Annotated in this window: 16 protein-coding genes; all 16 read right to left on the bottom strand. The window is 38.3% G+C overall.

The genetic code is table 11. The features are described 5' to 3' along the window. Positions 1-34 precede the first annotated feature (34 nt). Positions 35-1,297 carry an S-layer homology domain-containing protein gene (locus tag QZ055_RS00225; RefSeq protein WP_105094769.1) on the bottom strand — a complete coding sequence of 421 codons (1,263 nt, stop codon included), beginning with the start codon at positions 1,295-1,297 and terminating at the stop codon, positions 35-37. Between the two features lie 471 nt (positions 1,298-1,768). After that, positions 1,769-2,341, bottom strand: coding sequence for a signal peptidase I (gene lepB, locus QZ055_RS00220; protein WP_005387312.1), 573 nt, complete (start codon positions 2,339-2,341; stop codon positions 1,769-1,771). 9 nt (positions 2,342-2,350) lie between these two features. Then, entirely contained in the window at positions 2,351-3,220 is an 870-nt protein-coding gene (locus tag QZ055_RS00215) for a YitT family protein (protein ID WP_119207012.1), read from the bottom strand. Then, positions 3,210-3,737, bottom strand: coding sequence for a hypothetical protein (locus QZ055_RS00210; protein WP_295823828.1), 528 nt, complete (start codon positions 3,735-3,737; stop codon positions 3,210-3,212). The genes QZ055_RS00215 and QZ055_RS00210 overlap by 11 nt, the downstream gene beginning before the upstream one ends. A 113-nt stretch (positions 3,738-3,850) precedes the next feature. Beyond that, positions 3,851-5,065, bottom strand: coding sequence for a DUF3084 domain-containing protein (locus tag QZ055_RS00205; RefSeq protein ID WP_295823826.1), 1,215 nt, complete (start codon positions 5,063-5,065; stop codon positions 3,851-3,853). 87 nt (positions 5,066-5,152) lie between these two features. After that, positions 5,153-6,244, bottom strand: a complete 1,092-nt coding sequence (locus tag QZ055_RS00200; protein ID WP_005387304.1) for an LptF/LptG family permease — start codon at positions 6,242-6,244, stop codon at positions 5,153-5,155. A 9-nt stretch (positions 6,245-6,253) separates the two neighbouring features. Further along, complete coding sequence (gene lptB, locus QZ055_RS00195; RefSeq protein ID WP_119207016.1) at positions 6,254-6,973, bottom strand: LPS export ABC transporter ATP-binding protein; 720 nt, start codon at positions 6,971-6,973, stop codon at positions 6,254-6,256. 9 nt (positions 6,974-6,982) lie between these two features. Next, complete coding sequence (locus QZ055_RS00190; protein ID WP_119207017.1) at positions 6,983-7,702, bottom strand: LptA/OstA family protein; 720 nt, start codon at positions 7,700-7,702, stop codon at positions 6,983-6,985. A 14-nt stretch (positions 7,703-7,716) separates the two neighbouring features. After that, positions 7,717-8,253, bottom strand: coding sequence for an LPS export ABC transporter periplasmic protein LptC (gene lptC, locus QZ055_RS00185; RefSeq protein WP_005387299.1), 537 nt, complete (start codon positions 8,251-8,253; stop codon positions 7,717-7,719). Continuing rightward, positions 8,240-9,172, bottom strand: a complete 933-nt coding sequence (locus QZ055_RS00180; RefSeq protein ID WP_039969452.1) for a lysophospholipid acyltransferase family protein — start codon at positions 9,170-9,172, stop codon at positions 8,240-8,242. Before QZ055_RS00180 ends, lptC begins: the two co-directional genes overlap by 14 nt. A 13-nt stretch (positions 9,173-9,185) precedes the next feature. Continuing rightward, positions 9,186-9,707: an HAD family hydrolase gene (locus QZ055_RS00175; protein ID WP_295804944.1), complete on the bottom strand. Its 522-nt coding sequence runs from the start codon at positions 9,705-9,707 to the stop codon at positions 9,186-9,188. Beyond that, on the bottom strand, positions 9,707-10,678 hold the full coding sequence (locus tag QZ055_RS00170; RefSeq protein ID WP_005387293.1) for an SIS domain-containing protein: 972 nt from the start codon (positions 10,676-10,678) through the stop codon (positions 9,707-9,709). The genes QZ055_RS00175 and QZ055_RS00170 overlap by 1 nt, the downstream gene beginning before the upstream one ends. A gap of 12 nt (positions 10,679-10,690) precedes the next feature. Next, positions 10,691-11,509: a 3-deoxy-8-phosphooctulonate synthase gene (gene kdsA / locus QZ055_RS00165; protein WP_005387291.1), complete on the bottom strand. Its 819-nt coding sequence runs from the start codon at positions 11,507-11,509 to the stop codon at positions 10,691-10,693. Continuing rightward, positions 11,510-12,241, bottom strand: coding sequence for a 3-deoxy-manno-octulosonate cytidylyltransferase (gene kdsB, locus QZ055_RS00160; protein WP_005387289.1), 732 nt, complete (start codon positions 12,239-12,241; stop codon positions 11,510-11,512). A gap of 44 nt (positions 12,242-12,285) precedes the next feature. Next, positions 12,286-13,398: a tetraacyldisaccharide 4'-kinase gene (gene lpxK / locus QZ055_RS00155; protein WP_295823823.1), complete on the bottom strand. Its 1,113-nt coding sequence runs from the start codon at positions 13,396-13,398 to the stop codon at positions 12,286-12,288. 56 nt (positions 13,399-13,454) lie between these two features. Beyond that, positions 13,455-14,759 carry a 3-deoxy-D-manno-octulosonic acid transferase gene (locus QZ055_RS00150; protein ID WP_295804946.1) on the bottom strand — a complete coding sequence of 435 codons (1,305 nt, stop codon included), beginning with the start codon at positions 14,757-14,759 and terminating at the stop codon, positions 13,455-13,457. Between the last annotated feature and the right edge of the window lie 2 nt (positions 14,760-14,761).

The following is a 14,761-nucleotide window of genomic DNA, read 5'->3' as shown; positions in this document are numbered from 1 at the left end:
CTTCCGAAGAAGTCTTTTTTTGTTTGTGAGGGAATTAGAATTTGTAGTTTAATTCTGCACGGTAGAAATCGGAAAGATCGTTACCTTTTTGGTCTTTAGAGTTGAAACCATAACCAGCGGATAAGCCTACGTTATCTTGTACTGCGTAGTTTACGCTAGCCATGTAACCTTTGTAACCATTAGATGTATTTGTTAAGTCATATGCTTGGTCCCAAGTGGAGCTTACGATTGGAGCGTTAGCTTTTTGGTTGAAGTATTGACCTTTCACATCCCATGTACCTTTTTTAGCGATGTCGTAGTTACCATAACCAACACCAGCTGTCCAAGCTTGGGAATCATTTACGTTGGAAGCTTTTAACCATTCACCACCAACCCAAACTTTATCTTTACGGAAGTCTGCATTGAAGCCGTATACGTCTTGGCCATCAGAGCTTACTGTGGAACCGTTATGGTTCAAGTTACCGCTAGATAATTTAGAGTAGAAACCACCAACTGTAGATTCTTGACCAACTTTACCTTTAACACCTACATAAGCTACGGAAGGATTATCGGATTTGGAGTTACCATCAGCAGCACCTGCCATCATGTAACCATAAGCACCTTGTACTTGAACTTTGTCATTACCTACGTTCAATTGAGCACCATCAAATGTATCATCGTACATTAAACCGCCACCAATTGTTTGTTGGAAACGACCACCTTTAGCAGATACTCTATTACCAAATTTGTGATCTACATAAGCACGATCGATTGTTGCATCAGCACCTTTTGTAGAATCACCGAATTCGTAATTACCTTTTACACGAACAACAGCTTCAGTTTTATCATTTACTTTACCGTTGAATTGAACACGTGCACGGCCATCTGTTAAGGATTTACTGTTATTTTTGTAAACGCCTTTATCTTCAGAACCTTGATAACGGATACGAGCATCACCAGTTACTTTTACATTACCTACGCGGTCTTCCAAACGAGATACGCGAACGCCTAAGCTGTTCAACTCATTGGAGAACTCGTCAGCCAAGCGATTAATCATTGCTTGTTGTTCTGCATTAGCACGATCTTGGTTAGCCATTGCTTTAGCTACCATTTGAGCCATTTCATAACGAGTGATATTGTTTTGGCCTTTGAAAGTGCCATCTGGGTAACCATTAACGATACCAGATTGTGCTAATTGGGATACAGCTTGGTATGCCCAGCTATCTGGAGTTACATCGGAGAATGGGTTTGCAGCGAATGCTGTTGTTACACCTAATACTGCTGTTGCTGCAAAAATTGTTGCGAATTGTTTTTTCATAATGAATTCCTTCTTTCTTATAAATAAGAATTTATATTATCAGAAGACATTCACTGTATAAGTGGTATAACTATGAAAGATATATTAGGAGTGTCCACGTTTCCTCGACTATATTTTCTATCACAGTCTCACCTCTTTATTAGTGGTGCCTTGCTGTGATTAGAATATATCACCGTCCAAATTTTTTGTAAAGCATTTTGTACAACTAAATTTTATGAAATTTCTTTCATGAATAAAAATGAGCTTATAAACATAGATTTTATCTATATTTCTTGAAATTAAATTTTACACAATTTCATTTCATTTCTTAAAAATATGACAAAATCAGACACAAAATTCATAATTTTTAATTACTATAATTAATATAAAGTGTATATATTAATACATATTTCTAATATATTGCTTTCAATACCTAATATTAAATAGAAAAAGCCTCCCTATAGTAATACTATAGGAAGGCTTTTATAAGCATTAAATTGCATAGGATACAAAACCTAATACGTGATCAACTGGAACAGGACCGATAAAACGACTATCGCTAGAGTGATTTCGATTGTCCCCCATCACAAATACATGCCCTTCTGGAACAGTAACCGGTGTAGAACGTGTATAATTCATTATTGTATCTTTAGTATATGGTTCTTGTAATTGTTCACCATTACGCCATACATGACCATCTTTAAACTCTAATACATCACCTGGACGACCAATAACACGCTTAACCCATACATCATTTGTTTGAGCAGCTTTATTAAAGACAGATGCATAGTTCATCAATGGTTCTTCTACATCATCTACCCAAGTACGTGCACGATTAACACGACTATCAATGATTACAATTTGTCCATAATTTGGCATTTCATTCATAATATGATGCCACTTCGTTACAATTAAATATTGACCATTATGTAGTGTATCCTCCATTGATTCACCAGATACCCGTGTTGGTTGAATCAAGAAGATATGGATTACCATAGCAATAACCAATGCTAATACAATGGCATAAATCCAATCTAATATTTCTTTTACTATTTTATTACTCATATTAACTCCTTAATGACCGTTTTTTGTAAATCTACCACCGAATACATCATGTACATCCTGAATCGTAATAAATGCCGATGAATCTACTTCATAAACAGTATTTTTTAACCTCATAATCTCAAGTCTTGTCACCACAGAATACAAAACATGTTTAGGTTGCTTTAAATAGCCCCCTTCACCATACATGATGGTAACACCACGATTTAGGTTCGCATTTAATGCATCTGCAATCTTTTTAGAATTCTCTGCATCGGTAATAATCATGACCCCTTTAGATTCATCAAGGCCTGTAATTGTAATATCAATCATCTTATAGGCAATGAAGTATGCAATCAAGGAGTACATAGCACTATTCCAACTATATACAAAACCCGCTGCGCCGAGAATAATAAGATTCATGGCCATTACGATTTCACCTACAGAGAAGGTTGAACGTTTATCAAATATAATGGCTACGATTTCAGAGCCGTCCAAAGAACCACCGTTACGTATAATGAGGCCAACCCCAATGCCTAAGATGATACCACCAAAGATAGATCCTAAAAATGGATCCGATGTAATCGGTGTGAAATCATGAGCAAAGGTTGAAAAAATAGCCATCCATACGATGGAGAACAGTGTAGAAAATGTAAAGTTTTTACCGTTAGCTCTATAGCCAAGATACAAAAAAGGCAAGTTCAAGAGTACAACGAAAATACTGAAAGAAATTCCTGAAAGCTCTGCAGCCATCAAGGAAATACCAACTACACCACCATCGATGATGCTATTCGGTACTAAAAATAAATCTAAGCCTATGGTGTAAATTAAGGCCCCTAAAATCATCATTAAGCAACGCATAATAAAGTTTGACCAGTTATGCGTTGAAGTTTCATTTGTCATGCACTTCTCCTTTACCGTACAACTGCTCCATAGCATGTAATCGCTTTTCTTCTAACTCACTAGCGTCTATGATGTCCCCTTGTATATCGTTAGCAGCTTGACGTAACTGTTTTGTATACCGTAAGCCAATAACAAAGGCTGTTAAATCATCTACTGGCTCCGGTGGAAATTGCATAGATGTAGGGATAATCTTACGCCATCCTGTAGGAGGATTATATTTCCAATATAATTTACGAGCCTCCTCTGTGCTATGCGATTCATCAATTAAGCTAGTAGTGATTCTGTGATTTCGTCCAATTTGTTGAAGAGATGGATATAAATATTTATGATTTGTACCATTTCCACATACGATATGAACAATACCATAATATTCAGTTAATGTACGTTCAATTTCATCATTGAACTGTTTTGTCATAATAATTTTACGACACACCATAGTACCAGAAGGTGTTACAATTGCTACACCAGTTTTCTCATTGCCTGGATCTACGGCTAAAATGTATGTAGTATCAGTCATATAACTATCCTCGCTTTAAATACAGCAGTTATATTTTAACACAAAATAAAGGTCTTATGTAAAAAATTACATAAGACCTTTATTTAAAGTATATAAAACCAAAGTACTATTTTTTAATAAGCTGGCAATTTTGCCTTATCATTAAAGACAGGCATTTGAGTAATACGCAACTTAAGATGTACAGGACCAGATGAATATGTATCACCATCAACATATGCTTCTACATGAACCTTGCCATGTATAGTAGCAACACGTCTAATAGCAGTAAATAAATCATCCCCTGGTATAGTTCCAATATCACCAGATAAGGAGTCTGGAATTATGCCTTTCGCTCTCGCCTTTTCATTTACTTGCTTCAAGAATTGAAGCATAGCTGATTGAGCATTAGGCCCACCATCCATTACGGCAGAATGGATTACTTCTCCATTTTTATAAATAAATTGTTGTGGATATACTTGGATAATAGCCACTGCAGGTTCGCCAGCAATGATATTGCCAGCCGCTACAACTTGAACGACCATAGGTGTCTTTGCACTATTAAGCTTTTGTGTAGCCACCTCAATATTTTGACGCTCTACATATACAACAGCTTGCCCTTGATCTTCGATACCAAGGCGGCGTAGCACCAATTTATTGGTATCATCAATAATATTTTTGATGGCTGCTTGGCTATCTTCTTCACTTAACCCAGGTCGAACAACAGCTTGTGCCAACAATTGATCAACTTGGAAAAGAATAGTTCCTTCACGCAAATGAATAATGCCATTTTGCAATTGTTCTTGCGTTGCTTGTAAATCCTTAATATGAGCTTCCATCTTAGCTCTTGTAGCTTCTAAGTCAGCTAACTTTTTAGATACTTCATCATATGAGGCTTGAAGTGTTGCTAACTCGGCTTCAGTGGCATCTTTAGCAGCTTGTGCACTAGCTAATTCCGCTTTGGTAGCTTCAACTTCACTGCGAATTTGTTCAATTTCAGCCATGCGTTCTGCTAATTCTTGCTTATTTTGCTCAAGCAATGCTTGACCTCGAATGAGCTCTTGTGTCTTAGCAGCCACCTCATCATTGAGTTGCTTCATATCTGCTCGCAACTGGTCCATTCCAAAGAGTGCTGTTCTTACACTTTGAGAAGTAATGGTTAATACCCCTACTGTAGCAGCAGCAACTAATAAACCTGTTACGATAGTAACAATAATCGATGTATGCTTAGGCCTTAATCCAAAGAGGGACATGCGACGCTTACCAACTTTGGTGCCTAACTTATCCCCCATGTAGGCAATAAGTCCACCCATAAGGGCGATAATAACTAATATTTTAACACCTACTAACATCGAGTCCCTCCTTTCCTAAGATTACACAATTATTTTGTTCAAAAATACGATATTTCGTAAGTCAAATTTATTTCTTTATACGCTAAGTTACTTGGATACACGCCAATTTAAATATAAACCGGCAATGATACCTAATGTATCTGGAATTAATGCGGCAAATACAGTCGGCAATGCACCACCTTTACCTAATGCACCAGCAAATGTCATCACACCATAGTAGATAAAGATGATTAAAATACTGATACCAAAGCCAATAGATGAGCTAGAGCGTTGTTTTTGAAGGCCTAATGGAGCACCTACAAGAGCAAATACAAAGCTAGCTAATGGAATTGTAAAACGTTGGTACATTTCCATTTCTAGTTTATTTGCATTCGTATACGCCGCCTTATACGCTTTAATTTGATGACGTAATTCTTTGATTGTTAATTCTTCTGGTTTACGTTGATCTTGTTGAATATCCTTTGGTGCAGATTTAATTGGCAAGGATTGCTCCTTGAATTTCATTGTACGTTCTACACCATCACCAGCGGAAATATCATAAATGATGCCGTTTTGCATCACCCAATATTGACCATTCCAAACGGCAGTATCTGCATTTTCAACCTGTTGTAGCTTGCCACCTTCACCAAATTGTTGCACCGTAATCATGCTTAACTTTTTAGTTTCTGCATTGTAGCTTTTAGCATACATCAATGTACCTAAATCATTACCATTCATCGTTTTTAAAACGATATGATTTTGTGTTTGAGGTGATGCATTTTTCATAATCTGTTCCCGTACAATTGTTTGATACATATTATTTGTACGTGGTACAACAAATTCATTAAATGCGACAGCCCCAATTGAGATGATGAGAGCGATGATATATACCGGCATCGCTAAACGTAAAAAGCTAAGACCACCGGCACGCATAACAACAATTTCACTGGTGCTACTCAAACGACTAAAGGTCATAAGAGAAGCCAATAAAACTGACATAGGGAATGTTAAGATAACAATGCTTGGTAAAGCCAATACAAAGGCTTTCATAACAAGCAATAATGGAGCCCCATATTCAGTAATATATTGAGCAATTCTAAACAATGTACCGGTACCAATAAAGATACTGGTAAAAGCAAATACCCCAAATAGGAACGGGCCTACAAAGGCTTTTAGTATATATTTATCTAATAATCTCATAGTCCCCTCCTATAATCTAAAGTTATCCCCTAAGTAATGCTCACGAGCGATTGGATTGTTCGCGATTTCTTCAGGGGTACCTTCTAGGAGGATTTTACCACTACTCAAAATATAAGCCTTGTCTACAATCCCCAATGTTTCACGTACATTGTGGTCTGTAATCAAGATGCCAATACCTCGATTTTTAACATGCAAAATAATTTGTTGAATGTCAGCAACCGCTATAGGATCGACACCAGCAAAAGGTTCATCGAGAAGAATAAAATTCGGTTCTAACGCAAGGCAACGGGCTATTTCTACACGACGACGTTCACCGCCAGATAGTTGCATGCCCATACGATCCCGAACGTGGCCAATATGAAATTCTTCAATGAGGGATTCCACAATCGCTTCAATTTCATCAGATTTCTTTGATGTTGTTTGTAACATTGCACGAATATTATCCTCAACGGTCATAGAACGAAAGATTGATGCTTCTTGTGGAAGATACCCAATACCTTCAGCAGCGCGTTTATACATTGGAATATTCGTAATATCCTTGCCATCAACGGTAATGATACCAGAACTAGGTCGTTCAATGCCTACAATCATATAGAATGATGTAGTTTTCCCTGCCCCATTAGGACCTAGGAGCCCAACGACTTGCCCCTTATCAACGCGTAGACTAACCCCGTCTACTACATTGCGCCCGTTAAAGGTTTTGACTAAGTTTTTGGTTTCTATATACATATTTAATCCTTATTGATTTGGAACAATGATAAGTGTACTACGACCACCTAATGTTTCAGCAGAATCATCGGCAAGACGGATTTTGAGCTCTGGTGCATTGAGCACATTACCATTTTGAACAGCATGAGCAGAACCAGATAAAAGTACAACGCCATCATTTTGATTTGGAGTTTGTGTATAGGTAGCACGTTCTGCAGAGCCAGATACATTTCGTTCTGGGTTAGAGAATGTTACATCCCCTTGTGCCACTGCACGAATTTCTTTTAGCCAACCTTCTACTTGATTACCTGTCAATGTAGTCCCTTCTGCAATCAAGCGAGCATTGCCAGATACAAGGCCATATTCTGTATCTGTATTGTATTCAACTTTATCGCCAAAAATTTGACGATCACTACGTTGTAAATGAACACCACCATTAGCAATGAACTTATTGTTATTGTAGCTATGCACTGATTGAGCAGACATAGCCATATCAGAACCAATCATGGATACGCCACCATCAAGGTTTGCTTCTTGAGTTTTTGTGTTGTACCAACCATTAGCACCAGTCATTGTTTTATCAGCTTGTGTAATTACCACATTACCATTTGCATCAGCACGCCCTGTATTGCCATCATAAGATAATGTATCCGCGCTAATAGTCAAAGGATCATTTGCGGCCCAAGCTGTAACAGATGCTGTCATAAGCATAGCTAAGATAGCCATACCAATCTGTTTTTTCTTATTCATTATATTTCCTCGCATTACTTCTTCGTTAACTTCGCATTACCAATAGCTTTAATTTTCTTCAAGGACATGTTGCCTTCAAGTTTATCACCAGTTAATGTTATATCTTTACTGTTATAAGTAAAAGCAGATTTAGATGTCAACGTTTTTGTCTTATTATCAAAATGAAGTGCATCGGTTTTAAACTCGGCACCATCAGTATTTGTGGCTGTAACACCTTGATCAATATCAAGGGAATTGCGATCGCCTGTCAATACGGCATGAGGTGCTGTAATTGTTGTCGTAACATCATCTTGATAGAAAAGACCTTTTAAATTAGTCAGGACAATAGCTTTTGTACGTGGGTCATATTCAATCTTTTCAGCTGATAAAGCCCACACTAGCTTGCCATCTTTTTCCTCTTGTAAGTCAGCTCCTTGGAAGTTAACAAGTTGTCCATTCTGATTTTGAGTGGTACTAACATCACCAGAGTCTTTCATAATATATACGATAAGACCAATTAGAGCCAACACTATAGCGGCCACAATGGCAATTAATTTTTTATTGTTTTTCATGTGCCCTCTCCCGTGCAGCTACCTTCTTATCATAATCAATAATTTGATCCATCTTAGTCATCCAACGATGTTGGAACCATAGCCACTCATCTGGATGTTCCTTAATAAATTCTTCTGTAACGCGTACACATTCTTCAGTCAAGCGGTACATATCTACATCTTCATCACCTGTATCAACATAATGTAAGGCTGGTAAAATATGTACAATATGACCACCTTCAGGCTTACGAGATGCAAAAATTGGAACTACTGGAGAGCCAAATTTTTTTGCAAATGTAGCTGGTCCTATAACCGCTGAAGAGTCCTGCCCCAAAAACGGAACAGGTAAGCCATTAATATAACCATCTTGGTCAGCTAAAAAACCAAGTAATTTTTTCTTTTTTAACGCCTTAGCAGCAGAAACGATTTCATTACCACCGCTAGCAAACACATCAAGACCTACCATCTCACGATATTCATTCATGAGACGTGTAAATTGTGCATTAGGTTGTTTCTTAACAATTGTAGTAGATGGATATCCATGAGCAGCCATGGCAGCCCCCATCCATTCCCAGTTGCCAACATGTCCAGTAAGAACAATGACACCTTTATCTTCAGCGATGGCTTTCTCTAAATGTTCTACGCCTCGCATTTCAATATGTTTATTGATAAAGGACTTTGTCAGATTTGGCATATATAAGACTTCCATAACACTACGGCCAAGATTCTTGAACAACTTTTCAATTAATTGTTCTGCCTCTTGATCATTCATGTTCATGCCAATCTTTATATTTTTTATACCTCTAAGTTTTTGCTTCTTCGCTATGAGGCCATATACGGGCCCTAGACTAGCGCCTATGAGCAAAATGAGCTTGTATGGCAGTCGGCAAACAAGCCAACTAATGCCTTTAACTAAATGGTATTGCCATTCGTTATTCATTCTGCCCACCTCCTTATTGTCCATGAGCATGGGCCTCTCGTGCATAATCTGCTACAACAGTTTCCCATAGTCCTTGTTTCTTCAAGATATATTCTACAGCCTCTCTAACGGCACCATGGCCTCCATTGACGGTAGATATAAATTTAGCTAATTGTTTGACCTCTGGTACCGCATTATTGGGTGCCATCGGTAATCCTACAATTTGAAGAGCCCCTAAATCATTTAAGTCATCCCCCATATAGGCAATTTCCTCTAAATTGATTTGATGCTCATTACAGAGATTTCTTAATGCTTCTGTTTTATTAGCATGCCCCATAAGCAGTGCATCAAAATGAAGCTCTTTAGCACGTCGCTCAACCATAGGAGATATCCGTGCTGTAATGATTGCAAGCTTAAGTCCTGCTTTTCGAGCTGCCGTTAATCCTAGGCCATCTTTCACAGAAAAAGACTTAAGCTCTTCTCCACTCGATGTATAGATTAGAGTTCCATCAGATAGTACGCCATCAACATCAAGAACAATCCATTGAATATTCATTATACAATGCCTCTACGCAATAAATCCGTAATATGAACAATGCCTAGACATTTATTATCTGTATCTACAACTGGTAATACAGTAATAGGGCGCGGTTGATTTTTCTCCATTAAATGAAGAGCTTCCGCCGCTAATTTATCCTTTGTAATCGTACGAGGCATAGATGTCATCATATCCTCTACAGGCCATTCTAGGAAATTACTGCCAGAATCTAGGCCGCGACGAACATCACCATCAGTAACAAGGCCTAACAAATGACCGTCTTCATCAATAACATTGGTCGCACCCAATCCTTTTTCTGTCATTACAAAGAGTGCATCTCGAACGGTTGCACCTTTGAATACCGTTGGATTATCTTCACCACCATGCATAATGTTTTCTACGGTCAACAATAACTTGCGACCAAGAGAACCACCTGGATGGAATACGGCAAAGTTTTCCGGTGTAAAGTGATGGCGTTCTAATAAGCAAACAGCTAATGCATCGCCAAGTGCCAATGCAACTGTAGTACTTGTAGTCGGCGCCAATCCCAATGGGCAAGCTTCACGTTCTACTTCAGCTAGCAATACAATATCAGAATTCTTAGCTAGTGTAGACTCTGGTTTCCCTACAACACAGATTAATTTAGCACCAATGCGACGTAAGGATGGCAAGATACTGATGATTTCGCCTGTTTCACCACTATTGGAGAATGCTAATACTACATCATCTTCTGTAATCATACCTAGATCGCCATGCACACCTTCGCCAGGATGCATGAAGAGTGCTGGTGTACCAGTACTAGCCAAAGTAGCCGCAATTTTACGACCAATATGACCAGATTTACCCATCCCTGTACATACTACACGGCCCTTACAAGCCAAAATCATATTTACAGCATTTACAAAATTGTGATCCAAACGAGAACTTAATTCTTCAATAGCACGTGCTTCCTCATGAAGCACCTGTGCCGCTTGTTCTAAAATAGTCACAAATAACCGCCCCTAACCTTTTACGATTTTATCAATAGCTACCAAATCTTTTAGCAAAGCTTCAAAATTATCTAAGTATAACATGTTTGGACCATCGGATAATGCTTCCTCTGGATTATCATGTACTTCAAAGAACAGACCATCTACACCACTAGCAACAGCAGCACGTGCCAAGTTTGGTACGAACTCGCGATTACCACTGGATTTTGTACCTGCACCACCTGGTAATTGAACACTATGTGTAGCATCAAATACTACAGGATAGTCGAAGGAACGCATAATTGGGAAGGATCTCATATCTACAACGAGATTATTATAGCCAAAGCTAAATCCACGCTCTGTAAGCATAAGATTTTCATTGCCTGTTTCTTTCATTTTATTTAGGACATTTTCCATATCCTTAGGCGCCATAAATTGACCTTTTTTTACATTTACGCATTTACCAGTTTTAGCGGCACCGTATACAAGATCAGTTTGACGACATAAGAAAGCTGGAATTTGTAAAACATCCAATACTTCAGCAGCTGGTTCAATTTGCTCAATGGAGTGAATATCACTTACCACCGGTACATTGAGTTCTTTTTTAATAGAAGCAAGGATTTTTAGACCTTCTTCAAGGCCTGGTCCGCGGAAAGAGCCGTAGCTAGAACGATTGGCCTTATCAAAAGAAGCTTTGAAGATATATGGAATACCTAAGCGCTCACAAATTTCTTTTGCTCGTTTACCAATAGCCAATGTGCGATCATAATCTTCAATAACACATGGCCCAGCAAGGACGAAAAGACCTTTGCCGCCACCAACTGTAATATCTTTAATTTGAACTGTTTTCATTTATTTCTCCTCTTGCTCGTAGATTGCATTTACACGAGCTAAGTCTTCCGGTGTATCAACACCGATAAATCGTTTATCTGTAAGAATAACACGAATAGTATAGCCATTTTCAAGAGCGCGCAATTGCTCTAACGATTCTGTTTGCTCTGCTGGTGTTGGTTCCATCTTTGCATAATTTAGCAAGAAATCTCTACGATATGCATAGATACCAATATGTTTTAGTGGAGCACGTACAAAATCATGACGTGGATACGGGATTAAGGACCGAGAAAAATACATCGCATCATTGCGATTATTTAAAATAACCTTTACTGCAGATGGCTCATCGTATTCATCCTCTAATAAAGGAGTTGCAACAGTTGCCATCTGTAAGTTTGGATCTTCTTCAAAAAGTTGGGCCAAGTCATCAATGAGTTTTGGCTCAATCATAGGTTCATCACCTTGAACATTAATAATGACATCTAAGTCTGTATAATGACTAGCAACCTCGGCTAATCGGTCAGTTCCAGTAGGGTGATTAGGATCTGTCATCATAACAGCTCCCCCAAAGTTTTGAACAGCAGAATAAACACGGTCATCATCTGTAGCAACAATAGTACATTCTGTTTTTGTCGCTTGTGATACCCTTGCATAAACCCGTTCAATCATTGGTTTACCTGCAATATCCGCTAATGGTTTCCCTGGTAATCTTGTAGAACCATAACGAGCAGGAATAACGCATCCAAACTTCACAATAAAACCCCATTTCTGTCATTCGTGTATCTTATTATTATACACTAAATCTCTAAATTTTCTATGAATTCTTGCTTTCCAGAGACAAATTCAATTCCAATAGATAGCACTAGAATCGGTATTTTTAAGTCTTCAATTGCATGCAATTGACTTAGTTTCACTGCATCTTTTTCAGTGATACAAATAGCATCTGCTTGATGAGCAAATGCCTCTTTCCAAATATCTACAACATCATCATTTTCAAAATTATGATGATCACCAAAAGGCATTGTATGAACAACATTATACCCAATATCGGTCATCGTTTGTGTAAAGGATTGAGGATTCCCAATACCACTAACAGCCATAATACGATGCTCTTGATACGCATCAACAGAAGAACCAGGTTCCCCATTAGCCCACTCTTCTAAGGTATACATACATTGAGGCTTGTGGATTGTTTCATATACAGGTGTATTAGGTAACATATGCGCTAAACGCTTACGAATTCCGGAAACAACACCAGGCGCCACTTGATCAACCTTTGTGAGAACAATAATATTAGCTCGCTCTAACCCACTGAGAGGCTCGCGCAATAAACCGCGAGGCAATACATGATCATAACCAAATGGATTAGATGCATCAATAAGAACGATATCAATATCTCGGGCTAATGCGCGATGTTGAAAACCATCATCCATAACTAAACAATCTGCTCCGAGCTCATCTATAGCAATTTTTGCCGATAGAGCCCGTTCGCGGCCGATAATTACATTAGATTTTTGCAATACTTTAGCCAATAGCCATGCTTCATCACCACTGATAGATGGCTCTACTAACATCGTACCGTCTTTGGAAATAATGATATTTTTCTTATTGTCCTCAGCTCGATAGCCACGGCTAAGCACGGTAGGATGAAGTCCTTTTCGGGCCAGCACATCACATATAAATCTCACCATTGGCGTTTTACCAGTACCACCAGCAGTAATGTTACCAACACTGATAACAGGCACGGTAACTTTAGTAACACCTTTGCCCGCATCAAAGCGAGCATTTCGTATGGATACAGCCTTTTCGTAACCTTTACTTAGAAAGCCCAAGCTAGAACGAGCTATATCACCTAATATGGATTGATTTTCACCACTAACAATGGATTTGAATAATGCTTCCCCACTCATAGGTGACTCCTCCTATTATGTAATATCATAGATGAATCTAATAAATCATATCGATCTTATGGAACAATATGGTGTTTTTTAAAGAGTTGACGTAACTCTTGTGTATTACGTTGTGTTGCACCGCGATTTTCACAAATAATATCAAGACAATTTTGTCCCATTTCCGTTGCCAAATCTTTGTCTTTACATAAGCGCAACACCATAGCGGTTAACTCTTTGCCATTTTTAACTTGTTCACAAGCATGACGAGAATTCAATAATGCGAAAATCTCTTTGAAATTAAACATATATGGCCCCACAAGAATTGGTTTACCATGTGCTGCCGGTTCGAGAATATTATGGCCTCCAGTCTTCACAAGAGAGCCGCCTACAAAAATAATATCACCTAAGCTATATAAACGACCTAATTCACCAATAGTATCTAAAACAACTACTGGTATTCCTTCATGAACTGGCTCTGTCATATCACTACGACAAATAGCATTCAATTCATAACGTTTCGCTAACGTTTGAACATCATGACCGCGATATATCTCACGAGGTGCAATTAACAAGCGCGCTTGAGGATATTCTTGTAAGACTTGTTTAAAGGTCTCAAAGATTGTTTCTTCCTCACCCTTATGTGTACTACCGGCAATGATGATGGGATGATTATTACCAAAGCCAAACTCTTCAAGAAGTGATTGTTTTTCTTCAGCTGATACCGTGGCATACGTTTGGTCATATTTCATATTACCTGTTACGGTAATATCAGATGTTTGGGCACCTAATACTTCAATATGTGCAGCATCGAATTTTGATTGCATACAGAAACGCTCAATGGAACGTAACATTTCTTTTGTGAACGCACTAATATATTTATAGCGTTTCATACTGCGATCAGAAATACGTCCATTAACCATCATAACAGGAATATTTTCTGATTGAGCAATACGCAAGAAGTTAGGCCAAATTTCTGTTTCTACAAGCAAGATAGCAATAGGTTTAATAATATGCAAAATCTTACGCGTCAAATACGGCAAATCTAGAGGGAAGAAAATAATTCCTTCTGCCTCTGGAATGATGCGATGGGCCATTGCATGGCCTGTTGCAGTTACAACAGACACCACAACAACCGCTTCAGGAAATTCCTTTTTTACTTCCTTTACTAATGGACTAGTAGCTACAATTTCCCCTACAGAAGCAGCATGAATCCAAATAGCACGACGTCCTTCAATTTTCTTTAGTAGTGAGGCTGGCATATAGCCTGCACTCTGTTTGATACGCTCATAAAATCCATCTTCAAAGGCAAGGCGGTATAGAATAACCGGAATCAAGCCAATCCAATAAAATATGAGTAATACGTTATATATCCAGTACATGA

Origin of the sequence: uncultured Veillonella sp. (genome assembly GCF_905209685.1) — a bacterium.
Lineage (GTDB): Bacteria > Bacillota > Negativicutes > Veillonellales > Veillonellaceae > Veillonella.
Note: the sequence above shows the minus strand (reverse complement) of the source record. Positions and strands in the feature narration are given on the sequence as shown.

Coding starts and splice junctions, on each gene's coding strand:
- QZ055_RS00225 (WP_105094769.1), bottom strand. CDS start 1,297: ATGAAAAAACAATTCGCAACAATTTTTGCAGCAACAGCAGTATTAGGT.
- lepB (WP_005387312.1), bottom strand. CDS start 2,341: ATGAGTAATAAAATAGTAAAAGAAATATTAGATTGGATTTATGCCATT.
- QZ055_RS00215 (WP_119207012.1), bottom strand. CDS start 3,220: ATGACAAATGAAACTTCAACGCATAACTGGTCAAACTTTATTATGCGT.
- QZ055_RS00210 (WP_295823828.1), bottom strand. CDS start 3,737: ATGACTGATACTACATACATTTTAGCCGTAGATCCAGGCAATGAGAAA.
- QZ055_RS00205 (WP_295823826.1), bottom strand. CDS start 5,065: ATGTTAGTAGGTGTTAAAATATTAGTTATTATCGCCCTTATGGGTGGA.
- QZ055_RS00200 (WP_005387304.1), bottom strand. CDS start 6,244: ATGAGATTATTAGATAAATATATACTAAAAGCCTTTGTAGGCCCGTTC.
- lptB (WP_119207016.1), bottom strand. CDS start 6,973: ATGTATATAGAAACCAAAAACTTAGTCAAAACCTTTAACGGGCGCAAT.
- QZ055_RS00190 (WP_119207017.1), bottom strand. CDS start 7,702: ATGAATAAGAAAAAACAGATTGGTATGGCTATCTTAGCTATGCTTATG.
- lptC (WP_005387299.1), bottom strand. CDS start 8,253: ATGAAAAACAATAAAAAATTAATTGCCATTGTGGCCGCTATAGTGTTG.
- QZ055_RS00180 (WP_039969452.1), bottom strand. CDS start 9,172: ATGAATAACGAATGGCAATACCATTTAGTTAAAGGCATTAGTTGGCTT.
- QZ055_RS00175 (WP_295804944.1), bottom strand. CDS start 9,707: ATGAATATTCAATGGATTGTTCTTGATGTTGATGGCGTACTATCTGAT.
- kdsA (WP_005387291.1), bottom strand. CDS start 11,509: ATGAAAACAGTTCAAATTAAAGATATTACAGTTGGTGGCGGCAAAGGT.
- lpxK (WP_295823823.1), bottom strand. CDS start 13,398: ATGAGTGGGGAAGCATTATTCAAATCCATTGTTAGTGGTGAAAATCAA.
- QZ055_RS00150 (WP_295804946.1), bottom strand. CDS start 14,759: ATGTACTGGATATATAACGTATTACTCATATTTTATTGGATTGGCTTG.